Origin of the sequence: Clostridium sp. AF22-10 (genome assembly GCF_003478725.1) — a bacterium.
Lineage (GTDB): Bacteria > Bacillota > Clostridia > Lachnospirales > Lachnospiraceae > Otoolea > Otoolea fessa.
In genome coordinates this window covers 167,699-186,190 of sequence record NZ_QUFZ01000004.1, presented here as the reverse complement: position 1 = coordinate 186,190, position 18,492 = coordinate 167,699, and the positions used below count along the sequence as shown (strand labels likewise).

General features: G+C 48.7%; 14 protein-coding genes and 1 pseudogene. 11 read left to right on the top strand and 4 right to left on the bottom strand.

Going from position 1 to position 18,492, the window contains the following annotated elements:
* Nucleotides 1-10: 10 nt before the first annotated feature.
* The 4 genes from rbr to DWX91_RS04525 form a co-directional block, all read right to left on the bottom strand.
* Nucleotides 11-553: a rubrerythrin gene (gene rbr / locus DWX91_RS04545; RefSeq protein ID WP_107001120.1), complete on the bottom strand. Its 543-nt coding sequence runs from the start codon at nucleotides 551-553 to the stop codon at nucleotides 11-13.
* 72 nt (nucleotides 554-625) lie between these two features.
* Nucleotides 626-865: a Crp/Fnr family transcriptional regulator gene (locus DWX91_RS04540; RefSeq protein WP_242995740.1), complete on the bottom strand. Its 240-nt coding sequence runs from the start codon at nucleotides 863-865 to the stop codon at nucleotides 626-628.
* 86 nt (nucleotides 866-951) lie between these two features.
* On the bottom strand, nucleotides 952-1,731 hold the full coding sequence (locus DWX91_RS04535) for a DUF134 domain-containing protein (protein ID WP_107001119.1): 780 nt from the start codon (nucleotides 1,729-1,731) through the stop codon (nucleotides 952-954).
* 241 nt (nucleotides 1,732-1,972) lie between these two features.
* A complete protein-coding gene (locus tag DWX91_RS04525; RefSeq protein ID WP_107001117.1) occupies nucleotides 1,973-2,872 on the bottom strand; it encodes a helix-turn-helix domain-containing protein in 900 nt (299 codons plus the stop codon).
* A 117-nt stretch (nucleotides 2,873-2,989) separates the two neighbouring features.
* Here DWX91_RS04525 and DWX91_RS04520 point away from each other — a divergent pair.
* From DWX91_RS04520 to DWX91_RS04475, 11 genes and pseudogenes are all read left to right on the top strand, one after another.
* Nucleotides 2,990-4,167 (top strand): annotated as a pseudogene (locus DWX91_RS04520) (MFS transporter).
* Nucleotides 4,168-4,415: 248 nt separating this feature from the next.
* Nucleotides 4,416-6,368 carry an oleate hydratase gene (locus tag DWX91_RS04515; RefSeq protein ID WP_107001294.1) on the top strand — a complete coding sequence of 651 codons (1,953 nt, stop codon included), beginning with the start codon at nucleotides 4,416-4,418 and terminating at the stop codon, nucleotides 6,366-6,368.
* Between the two features lie 301 nt (nucleotides 6,369-6,669).
* Nucleotides 6,670-7,632: a hypothetical protein gene (locus DWX91_RS17135; protein WP_233430245.1), complete on the top strand. Its 963-nt coding sequence runs from the start codon at nucleotides 6,670-6,672 to the stop codon at nucleotides 7,630-7,632.
* Nucleotides 7,633-7,849: 217 nt separating this feature from the next.
* The gene (locus DWX91_RS04505; RefSeq protein WP_243033983.1) at nucleotides 7,850-9,787 is read left to right on the top strand and encodes a cation-translocating P-type ATPase; all 1,938 of its coding nucleotides are present in this window, start codon (nucleotides 7,850-7,852) and stop codon (nucleotides 9,785-9,787) included.
* Nucleotides 9,742-10,464, top strand: coding sequence for a cation transporting ATPase C-terminal domain-containing protein (locus DWX91_RS17130; RefSeq protein WP_243033984.1), 723 nt, complete (start codon nucleotides 9,742-9,744; stop codon nucleotides 10,462-10,464). Before DWX91_RS04505 ends, DWX91_RS17130 begins: the two co-directional genes overlap by 46 nt.
* A gap of 283 nt (nucleotides 10,465-10,747) precedes the next feature.
* Nucleotides 10,748-13,324, top strand: coding sequence for a transglycosylase domain-containing protein (locus DWX91_RS04500; RefSeq protein ID WP_233430244.1), 2,577 nt, complete (start codon nucleotides 10,748-10,750; stop codon nucleotides 13,322-13,324).
* 380 nt (nucleotides 13,325-13,704) lie between these two features.
* Nucleotides 13,705-14,784: a Gfo/Idh/MocA family protein gene (locus DWX91_RS04495; RefSeq protein WP_107001112.1), complete on the top strand. Its 1,080-nt coding sequence runs from the start codon at nucleotides 13,705-13,707 to the stop codon at nucleotides 14,782-14,784.
* 16 nt (nucleotides 14,785-14,800) lie between these two features.
* On the top strand, nucleotides 14,801-15,517 hold the full coding sequence (locus tag DWX91_RS04490; protein WP_107001111.1) for a hypothetical protein: 717 nt from the start codon (nucleotides 14,801-14,803) through the stop codon (nucleotides 15,515-15,517).
* 68 nt (nucleotides 15,518-15,585) lie between these two features.
* Nucleotides 15,586-16,095 (top strand): TRAP transporter small permease, encoded by a 510-nt coding sequence (locus DWX91_RS04485; RefSeq protein ID WP_107001110.1) that lies wholly within the window; start codon nucleotides 15,586-15,588, stop codon nucleotides 16,093-16,095.
* Between the two features lie 16 nt (nucleotides 16,096-16,111).
* Nucleotides 16,112-17,392, top strand: coding sequence for a TRAP transporter large permease (locus tag DWX91_RS04480; RefSeq protein ID WP_107001109.1), 1,281 nt, complete (start codon nucleotides 16,112-16,114; stop codon nucleotides 17,390-17,392).
* 30 nt (nucleotides 17,393-17,422) lie between these two features.
* Entirely contained in the window at nucleotides 17,423-18,481 is a 1,059-nt protein-coding gene (locus tag DWX91_RS04475) for a TRAP transporter substrate-binding protein (protein WP_182430844.1), read from the top strand.
* Nucleotides 18,482-18,492 lie beyond the last annotated feature (11 nt).

The window sequence follows — 18,492 nt, the reverse complement described above, 5'->3', positions numbered from 1 at the left end:
TTTTCTTTCTTTAATAATTTTCCGCGTGGATCTCAAAATAGCTCTGGGGATGATTGCAGGCAGGGCAGACTTCCGGCGCTTTCTCACCGATCACAATGTGGCCGCAGTTGCGGCACTCCCATACCTTGACCTCACTCTTTGCAAAGACCTCCGCCATCTCCACATTGTGCAGCAGGGCACGGTAGCGCTCCTCATGGTGCTTTTCAATAGCGGCAACCAGACGGAAGCGCTGCGCCAGTTCATGAAAGCCTTCTTCATCGGCGGTTTTGGCAAAGCCGTCGTACATATCCGTCCACTCGTAGTTCTCGCCCTCAGCGGCAGAGAGAAGATTTTCAGAGGTATCGCCAATGCCGTTCAGTTCTTTGAACCACAGCTTAGCATGTTCCTTTTCGTTGTCAGCGGTTTTAAGGAACAACGCCGCGATCTGCTCATAGCCTTCCTTCTTGGCCTTGGATGCAAAATAGGTGTACTTGTTGCGTGCCTCGGACTCACCGGCAAAGGCAGCCATCAGATTTTTTTCGGTTTGAGTACCTGCGTATTTCGTTTCTTTCATGATCGATTCTCCTTTCGGTTTTCTGCTTTCATTATATTAGAATTATGATTTCACTCTGTGACAAAGTCACATCTATTTCAAACGATTTAGTCTGTTCTTATCCCGCAACGTGATCGCGCCTCGTCTTAGTTCTACGAGCCCGTCCTCCGAGAAGCTTTTGAGCATCCGCGCCACCGCCTCCCGCGCCGAGCTGATGTGCTGGGCGATCTGCTCATGGGTCATGCGTATCGTGTCGGAGTCAGTACGTTCCGCTTCGGCAAGGAGAAACTCTGCCAGCCGCCGATCCAATCCCTTGAACATGATCTGCTGCATCGCCCACATCACATCAGAAAAGCGTTTCCATTTCGTGTTCGGTCAAGGATGACCAGAACGGAAGCTGTGTCAGTGTTCGTTCCATATCAATGGCAGCTATGCTTGCCGCAGCCGTGGTTACCGCAGGTGTGACCTTTCTCGCCGTGCTCATGGTCATGGTGATCACAATGAACATTGGGGTCATAGCCCAGATTTCCGCTGAGCAATGCGCTCACCGCTGCATCAGCGTCCCCGCTGACACCGCCGTAGAGCTTGATGCCCGCTTCGGCCAGAGCTGCCTGGGCACCGCCGCCGATGCCCCCGCAAATCAAAGTGTCCACGCCGTTCTGCATCAGGAAGCCTGCCAGTGCGCCGTGACCGCTGCCGTTGGTATCAACAACTTCCGCATGAGTGATTTTGCCGTCTGTAGCTTCATAAAGCTTGAACTGTTCGGTATGGCCGAAATGCTGAAAAATTTGACCGTTTTCATAGGTAACTGCAATTTTCATAATGGAATCTCCTTTGCATTTTTTGTTGGATTTTTCTGTGTTGGCTCTCTGCATCCGGCACCAACGGCCGCAGTGGGCTGCCTCCTGCCCTCCGCAGATGCGGTAGTTTCCTCCGGTGATGTGCAGCGGTTTTCCGTGGACAAGACACGCTGCGATCTTGCGCCGTGCGACTTCGTAAATCTCCTGCACGGTAGAGCGTGAAATGTCCATTTGCACGGCACACTGTTCGTGGGTTTGCTGCTCCAAGTCAACCAGACGAATGACCTCGTATTCGTCCAGCGTCAGCAGGATCGGCTCGGTATTCTCGCACCCATTGGGGCAGAAGGTATCAACTTGTGGTGCGCCACAAATCCGACGGCACCGTGACGGTCTTGGCATGGACGCGTTCCTCCTTTTGTTTTCGGTATATACCGATTATAACACCTCGCACAGAAAAATCAATACAGATTTTTTAAAAGCCGCTGTAATGCTTATCAGAATCTCAAATATAAATATGGAAATCGACATTTTTGGTGCAGAGGATATTCAAATCTCCAAGCTGTGTGTCGGATGCATGAGTTTCGGCAAGGCATTGACCAGAATCCCGCGGATGGCAGCCGGAAATGCAGCGCCGTCCCAATCAGCGGCTTTTCTGTTTCCGGTATTCCGTTGGGGTTAATTGGTAGCGTTTTTTGAATAATCTGCAAAAATAGTCAACGTTATGAAAACCTGTCTCAGAAGAAATGAGACTGACTTTTTTCTCGGTTTTTGAAAGCAACTGACCGGCCTGTTTTAAACGGTAGTTAATGAGATAGTTAACCGGCGTTATATGTAAATATTTCCGAAACAGATTCAAAGCGGTACTTTTACTGACCATTGCCTGTTCTGCAATGTCATCCAATGAGATACTCCGTGAGTAATTTAGATGGATAAATTGCAGCATGAGCTGTAACCGGGCTTGAGAAGCGGTTGAATGATCCTTGTGTTCTTCCTGATATGAAATGTCTGTGTTTTCAAATATTTCCAGCCAGAGATTCTGAAGGAGAGAACTGGTAAGGAGTTCTTTGGATAAAACGGAATCCTGTGCAGAAATAATTTGCCGCATGATAGATAAAACCTTTGCTTGCCAGCATACTTTTTTATGAAATACGAGAAATGGCAATGAGGAAGAAATGATCGGCAGAATATATTTCTGATAAATCAGGCTGTCGCAAGGGGCAATAAAAGAAGGCATAAATACAAAATTGGGAATGAGGGCTTTTGAGGGAGAATAAAGGCGATGGAGTACCTTTGTATTAATGAATATGCCATTTCCTTCGGTTAAATGAAATTGGTCTTCTCCAATCCACAAAGTAACGGTTCCGGATTCAATATAAATAAACTCCAATTCAGTATGCCAGTGCCATTCGATACAGTTGAAATCAAAAACGGACAGATCTTCATAGTAAAACTGGAAAGGATAGAGAGTGCTTCCGTGCTGAGCTGTCTCCATCAAATCTTCACCTGTAATGATTTTGGTATAGGTTGTATTTATATTCATAGAAACCCCACTCTTTGAAACATACTTTACGATATTATACAATAAATTTCGGAAATAAATCAATGAAAATAAAGATGTTATGTTATATAATTCAATAAAAAACGAGGAGTGATGACCATGCCAAATTACCGGAAAACAAAAATAGCCTGTTATATGGGATTTATTACACAGGCAATTGCAGCTAATTTTGCCCCATTGTTATTTTTGAAATTTCATAATGATTATCAGATTGCACTTGGAAAAATCGCGTTGATTTCTACCTGCTTTTTCCTTACACAGTTGTTGGTAGACCTGTTTTGTGCAAAGTTTGTGGACAAAATAGGGTATCGCATCTGTATTGTTACTTCTGAGGTATGTTCCGCAGCAGGATTGGTTGGTCTGGCTTTTTTGCCGGAGCTTTTGCCGGAACCGCTTGTTGGAATTATCCTGAGTGTGATTGTATATGCAGTCGGAAGTGGTCTGATTGAAGTGCTTTGCAGCCCGATCGTGGAGGCGTGTCCATTTGATAACAAAGAGGCAACGATGAGTCTGCTTCACTCTTTTTATTGTTGGGGAGCAGTGGGAACGATTGTGATCTCTACACTGTTTTTTGCGGTGTTTGGCATGGACAGCTGGAAATGGCTGGCTGTCTTATGGGCGCTTGTTCCGGCCATAAATATCTATAATTTTGCAACCTGTCCGATCGAGCATTTGGTAGATGAGGGGGAAGGAATGGGAATAAAAGAACTGTTTCGAAAACCTCTTTTCTGGCTTTCCATATGCTTGATGATTTGCTCCGGTGCATCAGAACTGGCTATGGCACAATGGGCATCTGCTTATGCGGAGCTGCTCTGGGGCTGTCAAAGACAGTTGGTGACCTGGCCGGTCCCTGCATGTTTGCTGTTACAATGGGGATCAGTCGTATAATTTTCGGAAAATATGGTGATAAAATGGATCTGATGAAATTTATGATCGGATCTGGAATTTTATGTGTGATATGCTACCTGCTTGTTTCTGTATCGTTGAATCCGATATCAGGTTTGATTGGATGTATTATCTGTGGCTTTTCTGTTGGGATTATGTGGCCCGGCACAATCAGTATTTCATCAGAAAGATTTCCGGCAGGTGGAACGGCTATGTTTGCTTTGCTTGCTATGGCGGGGGACCTGGGTGGAAGCATAGGTCCGGGGATTGTTGGACGTGTTACACAAAGTGCAGGAGACAATATTCGTGCAGGTATGGGAGTTGGGCTATTGTTCCCGGTTATTTTATTAATCGTGCTTTTTATTTTTGCAAGGCAAAAAAATAATAAATGAAAGCTTTTTTACAATCAATTCAAAGCCAAGAAGTATAAAGCCAAAGCTCATGAAAAGTCAGTACAAAAGGTAGTAAGAAAATGGAATGACCAAAGGCAAGCGGGAAGTGCCAGAAGATGATGCCCTTGACTTTTCTCCAAAAAAGTTTTACTATCAAACTACTGTTAGATAGTATTAAAAACTAGATATCGGGGTAATGTAAAAAAGAAGTGGTTTGAAAGTTGAAGAAAGGCAGGGGCGATCAGGACATGAATAAGAAAGCATGGAAAGCGGGTGCGGTATCGGCACTGGCAGTTGGAGCGGGGCTGGCGGCAGCGGCGTCGAAGCGGAAAAAGGCAGGAAAAGTGGTTAAGTCGGCTTCGGATTACCGGAATACGGAACGCGGCAGCCAGGAGAAAAACAGCAAGGGAATTTATTATTCGAAGGGAAATTATGAGGCATTTGCGCGCCCGGAGAAACCGGCGGGAATCGAGGGCAAATCGGCTTATATCGTCGGAAGTGGATTGGCTTCTCTGGCGGCGGCGTGTTTTCTTGTGAGAGACGCACAGATGCCGGGAGAAAATATCCATATTCTGGAGGCGATGGAGGTAGCAGGCGGTGCATGTGACGGTATTCAGGATCCGACCCGTGGATATGTGATGCGCGGCGGCCGCGAGATGGAGGATCATTTTGAGTGCTTGTGGGATCTGTTCCGCAGCATCCCGTCCCTGGAGGTGCCGGGGGCATCAGTTCTCGATGAATATTACTGGCTGAATAAACATGATCCGAACTACTCGCTCTGCCGTGCGACGGTCAACCGAGGCGAGGATGCACACACGGACGGCAAATTCCGCTTGAGCCAGAAAGGCAGCATGGAGATCATGAAGCTGTTCTTCACGAAGGATGAGGATCTGTATGACAAATCCATTGAGGATGTGTTTGATAATGAGGTGTTTGATTCGGATTTCTGGCTGTACTGGAGAACAATGTTTGCGTTTGAAAATTGGCACAGTGCATTAGAGATGAAACGCTATTTTCAGCGTTTTATCCACCACATTGGCGGACTTCCGGATTTCTCGGCACTTAAATTTACGCGTTACAACCAGTATGAGTCGCTGATTCTGCCGATGCAGAAATATCTGGAGACGGCAGGCGTCCAGATCCAGTTTGGCACCGAGGTTACGAATGTGCGGTTTGACATCCAGGGTGAGAAAAAGGTTGCGAAGGCGATCGAGTACGTGAAGGGCGGCGAGAAGAAGGAAATCGCGTTGACTGAGGATGATTTTGTCTTTATTACGAACGGAAGCTGTACTGAGGGAACGATCTACGGCGACCAGAATCAGGCACCGGTAGAAGGTGCGGAAGTGCGTACCAGCGGCTGCTGGAGTCTGTGGCGTCAGATTGCTGCGCAGGATCCGGCATTTGGACATCCGGAGAAATTCTGCTCGGATATCCAGAAGACGAACTGGGAGTCTGCGACGGTCACGACTTCGGATGAGACAATCATTTCCCAGATCCGCAAGATTTGCCGCAGGGATCCGAGAAGTGGACGCGTCGTAACAGGCGGTATCGTGAGCTGCCGTGATTCAAGCTGGCTGCTCAGCTGGACGATCAACCGTCAGGGACAGTTCAAAGCGCAGGATAAGGACGAGATCTGCGTCTGGGTATACAGTTTATTTACGGATGTACCGGGCGATTATGTGAAGAAGCCGATGCGCGCCTGCACGGGCAAGGAGATCACCGAAGAATGGCTGTACCATCTCGGAATCCCGGAGGATCAGATCGAGGAACTGGCTGAGAACCATGCGAACTGTACGCCGACGATGATGCCGTATATTACAGCATTCTTTATGCCGCGGCGTGCCGGAGACCGCCCGGACGTTATCCCGGATGGATGTGTCAATGCGGCATTTCTGGGGCAGTTTGCGGAGACCCCGCGTGATACTATTTTCACGACCGAGTATTCCGTCCGCACCGCGATGGAAGCGGTGTATGGCTTGTGCGGCGTAGACCGCGGCGTACCGGAGGTATGGGGAAGTGTCTACGATATCCGCGAGCTTCTGGACAGCACGGTCAAGCTGATGGATGGCAGATCGCCGCTGGAAATGAAGCTGCCGATGCCGCTTGAAGCACTCAAAAAGCCGGTTCTCCGGAAGATTGACAAGACGGTGGTTGGAAAGCTGCTGCGCGATCACGGCGTGCTGAAAGACTGGATGGTGTAAGAGACTGAGGAACGCAGGTGTTACTGGACACGTATGCATGAACAGTAACACGCAGGTAAATATGGCTGCGTTAGATAAAGGAAGACAGGCTGTCACAAACAGAAGGCCCCGGACGGAAATCGTTCGTTTGGCATTCGTGTGGCAGCCTTTTTTTGTGTAACAGGAAATTGTCGTGAGGCACATTCTTTTTCACTTGCCCGTTTTTCTCTGACATGATACAATAAAGATTGGCGTAAATGTAGAAAATTTGAGAAGAAAACGATTTTGAAAAGGATCGTTTGATAGATGTGAGGGAAAATAGATGGATTATTTACTTTGTATCCCGGCGCGGGAGACAAATACGAGAGAGAATTGTGAGAAAATACATAATGTTCTGGCGCGCATGTCCGATACCTACAAACTGCGGATTGTACCGGAACCGGTTAAGAATAAGCAGTTTCCATGTCCACCGTATTACAAGAAATACCGGATCTACAAGCCGGTAAAGGAACGCGATACGAACGGAGAGGCATATCTGGAAAAAGAAGAGGAAGAGATGCTCTTGAGTTCCTGCAAGACGGAGGAAGAGCAGGAACTGATGAAAAGCTGTATCTATGCGTACCAGTATTCGGCGGCGATCGTACTTAAAAGCTTCCGGGAGAAGGAAAAGAAAAATAAGATGCAGGTTCGACCTCTTTCGGAGCGGACACAGGCGCCAAGAGGCGTAAGTGGTCCGAATAGGGGAACACGTCTGGAAACACCGGAAAAAGCCGAAAAGCCGGAACAGGAGCGCAGCGCACAAGAACGTCCGTCTGGCAGTGACAGACCGGAACGATCGGAGAGAAGCTATCGGAACCGTACAGCGGATCGTGCTGCTGAGGGGAATACTGAGCGCACGCAGGGCAGAGAAAGAGCTTGCTCAGAGAGAGAGAGGGCAGCGCGTGTTTCGGGAGCCGAGAGAGCAGCGGACAGACGTAGCGGAAACCGCGCGGTGCCGGAAAATGAGAAACGGGAAGACCGCCCGGCTTCTGGAAGACGGGAGCGGTTTGAGCGCCGTCCACCGCGCAGAGGAGAACGACCAGAAGTGGAGAAAAATGAGGTCGTGAGAGATCCGGCGCAGGGCGAAATTCCGTTCCGCGCTTACATGGAGACAGGCAGCCTCCCGGCGTTCCGGGATACGGCAGCAACGGTGCCTGTACAGCCGATACAGCGGAAGAAAGAAGGTTATATGCCGATGGAGCGCAAACCGGCCGCGCAGACGCAGGAGCCGGAACCACAGGTGTAAGGTATGTGACCGAAACAGAACGATAAAATTAAATCATAGAATTTATAGAATGGCATCGAAACAATAAGAGTTCCGATGCCATTTGAGCATCAAACAGGACTATGCTTTCCATTTCTTTATTCCAACCATTCAGTTCTAATCCCCCCTATTTTCCGCATATGAATAAATGCAGTCTGTGAAAAGTACAGAACAGGGACAGAAAAAGGGGGAAATGCGCATGTATGAGAACCGGACGGTGGAAGAGGTGTGCAGGGAGTTTTCGGTCGATTTGCGGACAGGCTTATCGGCAGCGGAAGTGGAGGTGCGGCAGCGCCATTATGGGGAAAATGAGCTGCGGGAAGCACCACCGCGGAGTCTGATTGTGCGCATCGGGGCACAGCTTTGCGACTCCCTGATTTTTGTGTTGTTTGCGGCAGCCGGGATCTCCCTGCTTTTGGGCGAGTACGGCGATGCGGGGGTAATTCTGGCGGTTGTCGTATTAAATGCCACGGTGGGCGTGATTCAGGAGGGGAAGGCGGAGAAAGCGCTCGAATCCTTAAAACGGATGACGCAGCTGGAGGCGGTTGTGATCCGGGAAGGAAAAGAGCGGGAGATTGCCGCGCGGGAGCTGGTGCCGGGGGATCTGGTCGTGCTCGATGCCGGGCGGCAGGTTCCAGCCGACCTGCGTCTTACCGAGACAGCTGAAATGCGGGCAGAAGAATCAGCGCTGACCGGCGAATCGCGGGCGGTTGAGAAAAACAGCCATTTTTTAGCCGCCGGTGCGCTTCCGGTGGCAGAGCGTAAAAATGAGACATTTATGACTTCTTACGTGACGGCAGGGCGGGGAAAGGGAATTGTCATCGCCACCGGCATGAATACGGAGGTAGGGCGGATTGCTTCTCTGATCCGCGAGGCGCCGGAGGAGGAGACACCGTTGCAAAAAAGGCTGTCGGATCTGGGGAAACTATTGAGTATTCTTACGATCGGGCTGTGCGTTTTATTATTTGCCCTCGCCGTCTGGCAGAAGCGCGACGTGATGGAAATGCTGCTCACTGCGATTTCCCTGGCGGTAGCTGCCGTGCCGGAGGGGCTTCCGACGACGGTGACGATTGTGCTGGCGCTGGGAGTGACGAAAATGGCGCGGGCTGGCACGATCGTGCGCCGTCTTCCGTCCGTGGAAACACTGGGGGCAGTCAGCGTGGTCTGCTCAGATAAAACGGGGACGCTGACGAAAAATGAGATGACGGTGACGACATGTTATGTAAATCGACAGGAGTATACGGAACAGGAATTGGCGCGCTCTAAGGAAAGAGAAGTGGGAAAACGGCTTCTGGAGGTATTTGCGCTGTGCAGCGATGCCGGGGAGACGGTGGGGGATGCCACCGAGCGGGCGCTGTACGGATTTTGTGAAAATTGTGGTGTTTCTCCGGAGCATCTGCGTCGGAGATATCCGCGGAAAGGGGAGATTCCCTTTGATTCGGATCGGAAGAGAATGACGACGGTGCATGAGCAGGGAGAAAACTGGATTTCTTGTGTAAAAGGGGCGCCGGATGTGATTCTTAAAAGGTGTCGTTATGAGATGGAAGAGGACAAAATTGTGCCGCTGACCAGGGAGAGGCGGACAGAGATTGAGGCGGAGATCACGCGTATGTCCGCGCGTGCCCTGCGAGTACTCGCGGGGGCGTATAGGGAGCTTCAAACAGGAAAAATGCCGGATGGAAAGTGGGAGAAACAGGTGGGACAGCTGGAGCAGAACCTGGTATTTCTGGGTCTGGCAGGCATGATGGATCCGCCGAGGGAGGCAGCAGCCGGGGCAGTTGAGGCATTTCGCAGGGCATCTGTGCGGACGGTCATGATCACTGGAGATCATGCAGACACGGCGCTTGCGATCGCCAGGCAGCTGGGGATTGCCAAACGGCGGGAAGAATGCATGACGGGGGCGCAGCTGGAAACGCTGGATGAGGGAGCTCTGGAGGAACGAATCGGTTCTGTATCAGTCTTTGCACGGGTGTCGCCGGAACATAAAGTCCGGATTGTGCGGGCTTTAAAACGCGCCGGGTGCGTGACGGCGATGACCGGGGACGGCGTAAATGATGCGCCGGCGCTTAAATCAGCGATATCGGGATCGCGATGGGAAAAGGCGGAACCGATGTGGCGCGGCAGGCGGCGGATATGATTTTGACGGATGATAATTTTGCGACGATCGAGAGGGCAATTGAGGAAGGGCGCGGCATCTATGAAAATATACGAAAATCTATACTGTTTCTGCTTTCCTCCAATCTGGGGGAGATTTTAACCATGTTTGCCGCCGTTGCTATCGGAATACCGGCGCCGCTGGGAGCCGGGCACATCCTTTGGATCAATCTGATTACGGACTCGCTTCCGGCGCTGGCACTCGGCATGGATGGAAACGACCGGGAGAACTTGATGCGTCAGCCGCCGCGCCGGACGGGCGAGTCGCTGTTTGCCGGAGGCGGGTGGTTCTGCATGGTATTTTACGGGTCTCTGATTGCAGCAGTCACGCTGGGGGCATTTTTCAGCAGACAGGAGCTTTTGCGGGCACAGACGTATGCATTTACCGTTCTGGGGCTGTCGGAGCTCTTTCATGCGGTCGGCATGCGCTCGCTTACGGGCTCGGCATTTTCACGCAGTCTTGGGAAAAATCCGCTGATGCTTGCGGCAGTCCTTGTGGGGATTCTGATGCAGGTTGCGGTGACGGAGATTCCTTTTTTGATGAAACTCCTTCACACGGTGCGGCTGCGCCCGGCAGAGTGGCTGGCGCTTCTCCTGTTATCCGCCACGCCGCTGTTAGTGCATGAACTTCTAGCATTTCTTTTTCGGAAACGGCATTGATATAGCGAAAATGCAGTTTACAGATAGGCATTTTTGAAGCCACGGAAAAATCCGTTACTGGGCATGTGTGCGTGAACAGTAACACGCGGTAGGAGATTGGGCAGATTTCGAAAACAGGCTTGTTCTTTTGGACAAAAAAACTTATAATAAAATGGAGTCCAAGCTGATTTTGTCAGAAAAGTATAAAAAGTTGCTGTCCGCAGACTGGCATTATTGAAGCCTGAGGTGCCGCATGAAATTAGAATGGCAGCAATCATAGATACATAGGAAGATGAGGGAAGAGATGAGGGAGAAACAGACGAGAGAGGACGCCTCCGGCGTTCGAAAGAAACCGGCAGCTTCATCCGCACGATCTTCGGGCAGGCGGGGCACCGCAAAGAAAAGCGGGAAAATCGATGTCGGCAAGCGAAAGAAAGCGGGCAAAAATAACAGCTGGAGCGGTGGGCGGATCGTGTTCCATGCGATGGCAAGGATCTTTGGAACCATGTTCAAGACGCTTCTGGTGTGTCTGGTACTGCTGGTGATTGGCGGTGCCGGATTTGGAGCATATAAGCTGATTCCGCTCTATGAGGACTATAAAAGCCAGATAGAGGGAGTGGTGGAAAACAGTACGCTGGATACATTCCGTTTGCAGGAGGCAAGTTATATTTATGATTCCAACGGTAATGTGCTGGCGAAGCTGACGGGAGACGAGGATTCCAGTTATTTGAAGTATGACCAGATACCGCAGAATGCAGTCAACGCATTTGTGGCGATCGAGGATCGGACGTTCTGGGAAAATCCAGGCATTGATATAAAAGGTATTTTCCGTGTCGCAGTCAATTACTTTTTGACTGAGGGAGCAGAAAAGCACGGCGCGAGTACGATCACCCAGCAGTTAGCGAGAAACCGTTTTCTGACCCGCGAGGTGTCGATGGAGCGGAAGATCAAGGAGATGCTGATTTCCTTAGATCTGACGAAGAAATACACCAAAGAGCAGATTATGGAGTTCTATATCAATGATATCAGCTTCGCGAACACGTACTACGGGCTTCAGGCGGCTGCAAGAGGTTATTTTGGCAAGGATGCGGATGAACTGTCCTTGAGCCAGACGGCATATTTGTGTGCGATTCCGAACTCGCCGACGTATTACAACCCGTACCGTCATCCGGAAAATGCGCTGACACGCCGCGATAAGATTCTGGAAGATATGCTGAGTATGGGATTTATTACGGAGAAAGCGTGCAAAGAGGCAAAGGCGGAGGAGATCACGGTCAACCGCCAGAGAGTGCCGCTGCACAACTATGAGACGACGTATGCGATCGACTGTGCGATTCGCTATCTGATGCGCCGTGACGGCTTTGAATTCCAGTATGGATTCCGCAGCGACGAGGCTTACAAAGAGTACAATGCCAATTACAACGAGGTGTACAACCAGGAGCGCGATGCGCTCTACACGGGCGGCTATAACCTTTATACCTCGTTGGATCCGGACAAGCAGACGATCCTGCAGGATGCATTAGATGGAGTTTTGTCCTTTGATGGCAATACATCCGAAAACGGCGTTTACAAGCTGCAAGGCGCGTCCACCGTTATTGACAACAAGACGAACCGCGTCGTGGCGATTGTGGGTGGACGTAGTCAGGAGACGGATACCTACACATTAAACCGTGCGTTCCAGAGCCCGAGACAGCCGGGAAGTTCTATCAAACCGTTGATCGTGTATACACCGGCACTGGAAAATGGTTACACATCGGAAACAAAGATTCCGAATATCGATATTGACGCGGCGAAGCAGAAGGGCGTGGATGTGAAGTCCCTTTCCGGCGAGAGGCTGGAGCTTCGAAATGCGGTCGAGCGAAGTAAAAATGGTGTGGCATGGTATATCTATGATGATATCACACCGGATGTCGGCATGGCATATTTAACCCAGATGCGCTTCGCGAGCGTGCAGGCGGCGGACTATTATCCGGCGACCTCCCTGGGCGGCTTTACCACCGGTATGACGACCGAGGAGATGGCGGGCGCTTATGCAGCGCTGTCAGACCGGGGACAGTACCGCGAACCGACCTGTATTATCAAGATGATCAATAACCAGGGCGAAGATATTTTTGAAGATTATGAATCGGTTCAGGTTTACCAGGAGAGCAGCGCCGTGATGATGACCGATATTTTAAAGGGAGTTGTCACAAAAGGTACGGCGGCATCGATGGGGTGGAGCGGCAATATAGAGGCGGCCGGAAAGACCGGTACGACCAACGGCAGCCGTGACGGCTGGTTCTGCGGCATGACGCCATATTATACGATGACGGTCTGGGTTGGCTACGACCAGCAGAAGACACTTTCCAGCCTGTACGGCGGCACGTATCCGGCGAAGATCTGGAAAAATGCGATGGAAAAGATGGTAGAGGGGCTTCCGGCGGCGTCCTTTGATACCCCGGAGACGGACAATGGACGCGGAGAAGGAACCTATCTGGCAGGTCATCCGGATGCATTTGAAATCACAACCAGCGGATATACCGCGGCGAATTTCAGAAGGGATCATTTGCTCTCGGATGAGGCGGCGAAGCTTCTGGAGTCTGCAAAGAGCGGCGATTCCGGCCGCAGCAGCAAGGAGTTAAAAGAAGACGCCAGCGCCAAGATCGAGCAGATCAAGAGCGAATCCATCAAAGAGCGGATGCAGCGGATCCACAAGACGGGTACGGCAGGAAAACGGTATTCAGCCCCGGCGGTGGTGCCGGAAACACCTGCCGAGACAGTTGAAGATCCGGCAGAATCTAGCACGACGATCGTGCCGGCAGGACCGGGCAGCGACATCGGACCAGGACACGGTCCGGCGCAGGAACCGGCAGTGGGTCCGGCGGCGGAGATTGGGCAGTAAAGAATTGAAAATGAGAAGAGTCATTTGATGCAGAGACATTAAATGGCTCTTCTTTGTTTTGTAGAAAAGAATTGTTCTATGAAATCTGTTCAAGATTTATGTGGAATCAATGGCGGAAGAATATTTGAATGAGAATAAAATTGACCGATTGTTTATGCAATAAGGGAAATATGGGGGAAAATGGATTGGAAATGTACAATACAATGAAATAAAACATGATAAAAGATCAATACGATTTAAAGTTCGTCAAATAAAATCAGAAAACGACTTGAAAATAAAAAAATAAAGTGCTAATATATCAGTAAGATATCTGAGATATATTAAAGAAAACAAAGTGCATGTACTAATAAAGATTAAAAAAGAAAGGAAGGAAAAAGAGTATGGGCGACAAAATCAGATTTGGTATTATCGGCGGCGGTATGGCAGGTCCGTTAAATGCAGGAGCACTTCGGGATATCCCGGAAGCAGAGGTTGTTGCATTCTGTGACGTGAAAGAGGATGTGGCAAAGGAATTCAGCAAAGAGTACAATATTCCGTCTTATTACACGGATTATAAAGAGATGCTGAAACGAGATGATATCGATGCTGTCTGTGTAGTAACACCTCCATTCCTGCATGAGCAGATGGTTGTGGACTGTGCGAAGGCTGGCAAACACGTAATGTGTGAGAAACCAATTTCTGTCGATTGTAATGCAGCTGACAGGATGATTGCAGCATGTAAAGAAGCGGGCGTTAAATTTGGTGTTATCTTTATGTACCGTTTCATGGATCAGGCTCAGCTGATCAAGAAAGCGCTGGATGAAGGCAAGCTTGGTAAACTTCTTTCGGTTGATTGTTCTGGAAAATGCTTCCGAAGCGATGAATACTATGCTTCCGGTGCATGGAGAGGTACATGGAAAGGTGAGGGCGGCGGTTCCCTGATTAGCCAGACCGTTCATTTTATTGACTTAATGCTTTATTTAGTCGGCGATGTAGAGAGACTGACTGGTAATTATATGACAACCCTGCATCCGGATATTGAAGTAGATGACGTAGCCAACGCAATATTCAAATTTAAGAATGGGGCGTTGGGAAGCCTGGTAAGTAGTAGTGCAGTCCGTCCGGGTTATCCGCGTCACATCGAAATCCATGGTGAAAAAGGTACGATCAAGATTGTGGAAGAAGAGATCGTAGAATGGAAAGTAGAAGGCATGAACGAGGATGATTACCTGACCAAGGTAAAAGTTGACTCTGGTGATACAGCAACGGGTGCTGGCTATGTGGCAACCGAAAATCACAGAAGACAGCTTACTGATTTCATCCATGCGATCAAAGAAGATCGTGAGCCGATGGTAGACGGCGTAGAGGGAAGAAGAACACTTGAATTTATCCGTGCGATTTATCAGTCGAGCGACCTTGGTAAAGAAGTGCATTTCCCGATCCAGGAAGATGAAAAATACGGAAAGAAGACAGCTTGGTAATAAGGAGGTATAGATTATGGAAAAGAAGATGTATACAGAGACGTTGGAAAAGGTTCGCAATGATTATGCGGTTCGCAATATTGATAAATTAGAGGCAGCGATCAAAGCCGGTGATATGGAAAAAGCGCTGGAGCTGCACAAATTAAATGTAGAGAAAAAGACAGGATTTCACCATTTCGCAGTCCGCTGGGTAAATCAGACATTACGCAATTTCAAGAAATGGGCACCGGATGAGGCGATCTTTGAATGTATGGAAGACTATGCATTATGGTGCTATCCGCCATGTCTGCAGGACTGGATGGAGAAATATAAAGCGGGTCAGGCTACATATAAAGATTTCCCAATGGAAGATTTCCTGGAGAACCGTGCAGTATTATGGTCTGCTCTTCATGATAACGGCGATCAGATTTGGGAAGAGGATGAGGAGAAGATTACCTTTACACTTCCGCGTTGTAACAGCGGCGGCTGGCTGGTAACCGAATGTCAAGACAAGGTACAGACTTTAGATAAACCGGATCCAAGAGCTTATAATAAGGAAGGATTCCAGTGCTACTGCCTGAACTGTACAACCATGTGGGAGTTTGGTTGGTACAAATGGTTTGGATGGCCATTATTCATTATGGATGTGCCGACTATCGGCAGTGACGGTAAGTGCGTGATGGTTATGTACAAAGATCCGAAAGATATCCCGGATTCTTACTATGAGAAACGCGGCTTAGAGAGAAAGATCTAATAAAAAACCGGCGGCAGTTTCACCGGCTGCCGCCTTTGTAAAAACTATCCAGGAAAGGGGGATACATTATGAAAGAAAAGGGGAACCCACTTCTCCAGATAATTCGAAATGTAAATGATGCGGTAGTAGTTGTTCTTTTCCTTGCGATGACAATTACAGTTATTATTCAGGTTTTTTTTCGTTTTGTAATACAGAGTCCTCTTAGATGGACCGAAGAATTAGCGAGATATCTGATGATATGGCTGGTATTGATGGCATCGGCGATTGCGATGAGAAATCGTTCTCACCTTCAGGTAGATGTTCTGACATCTGCACTTCCGCAAAAGCCGAAACGCATTTTGACCGCGATTGTAGATCTTTTAACGATTGTTTTCTTATGTATTATGACATATTTCGGGTTCAAAGTAGTACAGTCTACGACGGCTCAGACGTCTCCGGCGATGCAGATTCCGATGGCTTTGATTTACGCGGCATTCCCAACCGGTGGAGTTTTGATGATTATGGAACAGCTCCTTACCTTTATCGAACGCTTAAAAAACAAGAATGCACCGGAAGAACCGAGAGAATTTATAGATTAGTAAAGGAGGCTGCGATATGTTAGGATTTTTATTTATCTGTATTTTGTGTCTGTTTCTAATCGGAGCCCCTATTTTTGTTGCACTCGGAATGGGAACGACACTTTCGATTATGCTTGAGGGAAATTTCCCATTGGTTCTGGTACCGCAGAGAATGTTTGCGGGTCTTGACAGCTGGCCGATCATGGCGATTCCGATGTTCATGCTGGCAGGAAATCTGATGGATCAGGGCGGTATGTCCAAACGGATTGTAGATTTTGCAAGTGCGTCGATCGGCTTTGTAAAAGGAAGTCTGGCGATGGTAGCCGTACTGGCATCCATGATTTTCGCGGCAATTTCCGGTTCAGCAACGGCTGGAACAGCAGCAATCGGTTCGATCATGACGCCTGCATTTAAAGAAAAAGGCTATAACATGAGTTTCGTAACGGTTCTGCTCTCAGCAGCAGGAAGTATCGGACCGATTATTCCGCCAAGTATCTTAATGGTTCTGATTGGATATTCCACAGGTGCATCTGTTGGTCAGTTATTCCTCGGAGGCGCTATTCCTGGAGTTATGATTGGTGTGGCACTGATGGTCTACTCCTATATTCACGCTTCCAGGGGCGGAGATGCATATATCCAGACAACCAAGTTTGATCCGAAAGAAGTACGGAGAACGATGTTTTCTGCACTTCCTGGTTTAGGACTTCCGATTATCATTATCGGTGGTATCATCAGCGGTATCTTTTCTGCAACTGAAGCAGCGGCTGTGGCGGTTGTCTATGGCTTCCTGGTAGGTATGTTTATTTACAAAGAAATTACATTGAAAGATTTACCTGGTATTTTTGTTAAGTCCGCGCAGACAGCGGCTGGCATCATGATTATCACAGGCTGCGCTTATATCTTTGCATGGTTTATCACAGCAAAACAGCTGCCGCAGCTCTTAATCCAGGTTATGAATACATTCATCACAAGTAAGACTGCATTCCTTATTTTCTTAAATATTGCGCTGTTCTTAGTTGGAATGTTTATGGAAAGTTTCTCTGCAATTATCGTTTTAATGCCGATCTTATTCCCGGTAGCAACCGCTTATGGAATCGACCCGATTCACTTTGGTGTTATTGTCTGCATCAACCTGGCGATTGGATACGTAACACCGCCTTATGGAGCAACTTTATTCGTTGCCTGTGGATTGACCGGCAAGAGTGTAAGAGAGGTATTCCCGTTTGTAATTCCTACGATTCTTGCAATGTTAGTTGTACTGATTATTGTTACATATCTCCCGCAGACCTATTTATGGCTGCCGCAGTTAATGGGATAAGAAGATGAAATGAAAGGAGGATTTATTGATATGAAGAAAAATGTGAAACGGTTTGTAAGCATGACGATGGCGATGCTGGTGGCAGCTGGCTCTTTGGCAGGATGTGGAGGAGGCGGCAGCGCTTCCACAGGAGAGTCCGCAAAGGCAGCGGCTAATACAGGCGGTTCATCCGGTGGTGCGGTGACCGTAAAGGTTTCCTTATCACAGGCAGCAACCGAACCTCCGGTAAAAGCAGCGGAATATTTTAAAGAGATTGTGGAAGAGCGATCCAATGGCGAAATTAAAGTAGAAATATATCCGGATAACCAGCTTGGCAATGAGCGAGATGTCATTGAGGGTATGCAGCTTGGCACCGTAGAGATGGCGATGACGTCGGTAGCGCCGTTCTCCAGCTTTGTTCCATCTGTTAATATATTCTGCCTTCCGTTCCTCTGGAGAGATAAGGAACATATGTATTCCGTTCTGGACTCTGACGAGATTGGAATGTCCTATAGCGGTGACTGTGAGGAGAAAGGCTTCCATCTGATGGGCTTCCTGGATTTGGGAACCAGACATATCATGACAACGCAGAAGACGATCAACAGTATCGAGGATTTAAAGAATCTCAAGATCCGGACCATGGAAAATCAGGTACAGCTGGATTCCTTTACCGCATTCGGCGCAAGCCCGCTGCCGATGGCATACGGCGAATTATACACAGCGCTGCAGCAGAACATTATTGACGGTGCAGAAGCGGCCAATACAAACTATTATTCCAAGAAGTTTTATGAGGCAGCGCCGCACTGGGCAATGGTTGGATGGACCAACGACTTAGGTATCTGCGTAGTTGCTAAGAATTTCTATGATTCTCTTTCGGACGAGCACAAACAGATTATCGATGAGTGCACCAAAGAAATGATCGATAAAGAGAGAGAACTTTATACAGCATCTGAGGATGAGTGCTTGGAACTGTTAAATGGAGAGGGCATCGAAATCACAGAGCCGGATCGCGAACCATTTATCGAGGCAGCCCAGAGCGTATATGATCAGTGGGGCGATAAAGTAGGCGGAAGAGATAAAATTGACGCAATCGTTAATTTTGGAAAATAAAATGTGTTCAG

Bases quoted from the DNA above. Each gene is read 5' to 3' on its own strand.
- DWX91_RS04505 (WP_243033983.1), top strand. From the start codon at position 7,850: ATGTATGAGAACCGGACGGTGGAAGAGGTGTGCAGGGAGTTTTCGGTC.
- DWX91_RS04535 (WP_107001119.1), bottom strand. From the start codon at position 1,731: ATGCCAAGACCGTCACGGTGCCGTCGGATTTGTGGCGCACCACAAGTT.
- DWX91_RS04485 (WP_107001110.1), top strand. From the start codon at position 15,586: ATGAAAGAAAAGGGGAACCCACTTCTCCAGATAATTCGAAATGTAAAT.
- rbr (WP_107001120.1), bottom strand. From the start codon at position 553: ATGAAAGAAACGAAATACGCAGGTACTCAAACCGAAAAAAATCTGATG.
- DWX91_RS04515 (WP_107001294.1), top strand. From the start codon at position 4,416: ATGAATAAGAAAGCATGGAAAGCGGGTGCGGTATCGGCACTGGCAGTT.
- DWX91_RS04480 (WP_107001109.1), top strand. From the start codon at position 16,112: ATGTTAGGATTTTTATTTATCTGTATTTTGTGTCTGTTTCTAATCGGA.
- DWX91_RS04495 (WP_107001112.1), top strand. From the start codon at position 13,705: ATGGGCGACAAAATCAGATTTGGTATTATCGGCGGCGGTATGGCAGGT.
- DWX91_RS17130 (WP_243033984.1), top strand. From the start codon at position 9,742: ATGGGAAAAGGCGGAACCGATGTGGCGCGGCAGGCGGCGGATATGATT.
- DWX91_RS04525 (WP_107001117.1), bottom strand. From the start codon at position 2,872: ATGAATATAAATACAACCTATACCAAAATCATTACAGGTGAAGATTTG.
- DWX91_RS04500 (WP_233430244.1), top strand. From the start codon at position 10,748: ATGAGGGAGAAACAGACGAGAGAGGACGCCTCCGGCGTTCGAAAGAAA.
- DWX91_RS04540 (WP_242995740.1), bottom strand. From the start codon at position 865: ATGCAGCAGATCATGTTCAAGGGATTGGATCGGCGGCTGGCAGAGTTT.
- DWX91_RS04475 (WP_182430844.1), top strand. From the start codon at position 17,423: ATGAAGAAAAATGTGAAACGGTTTGTAAGCATGACGATGGCGATGCTG.
- DWX91_RS17135 (WP_233430245.1), top strand. From the start codon at position 6,670: ATGGATTATTTACTTTGTATCCCGGCGCGGGAGACAAATACGAGAGAG.
- DWX91_RS04490 (WP_107001111.1), top strand. From the start codon at position 14,801: ATGGAAAAGAAGATGTATACAGAGACGTTGGAAAAGGTTCGCAATGAT.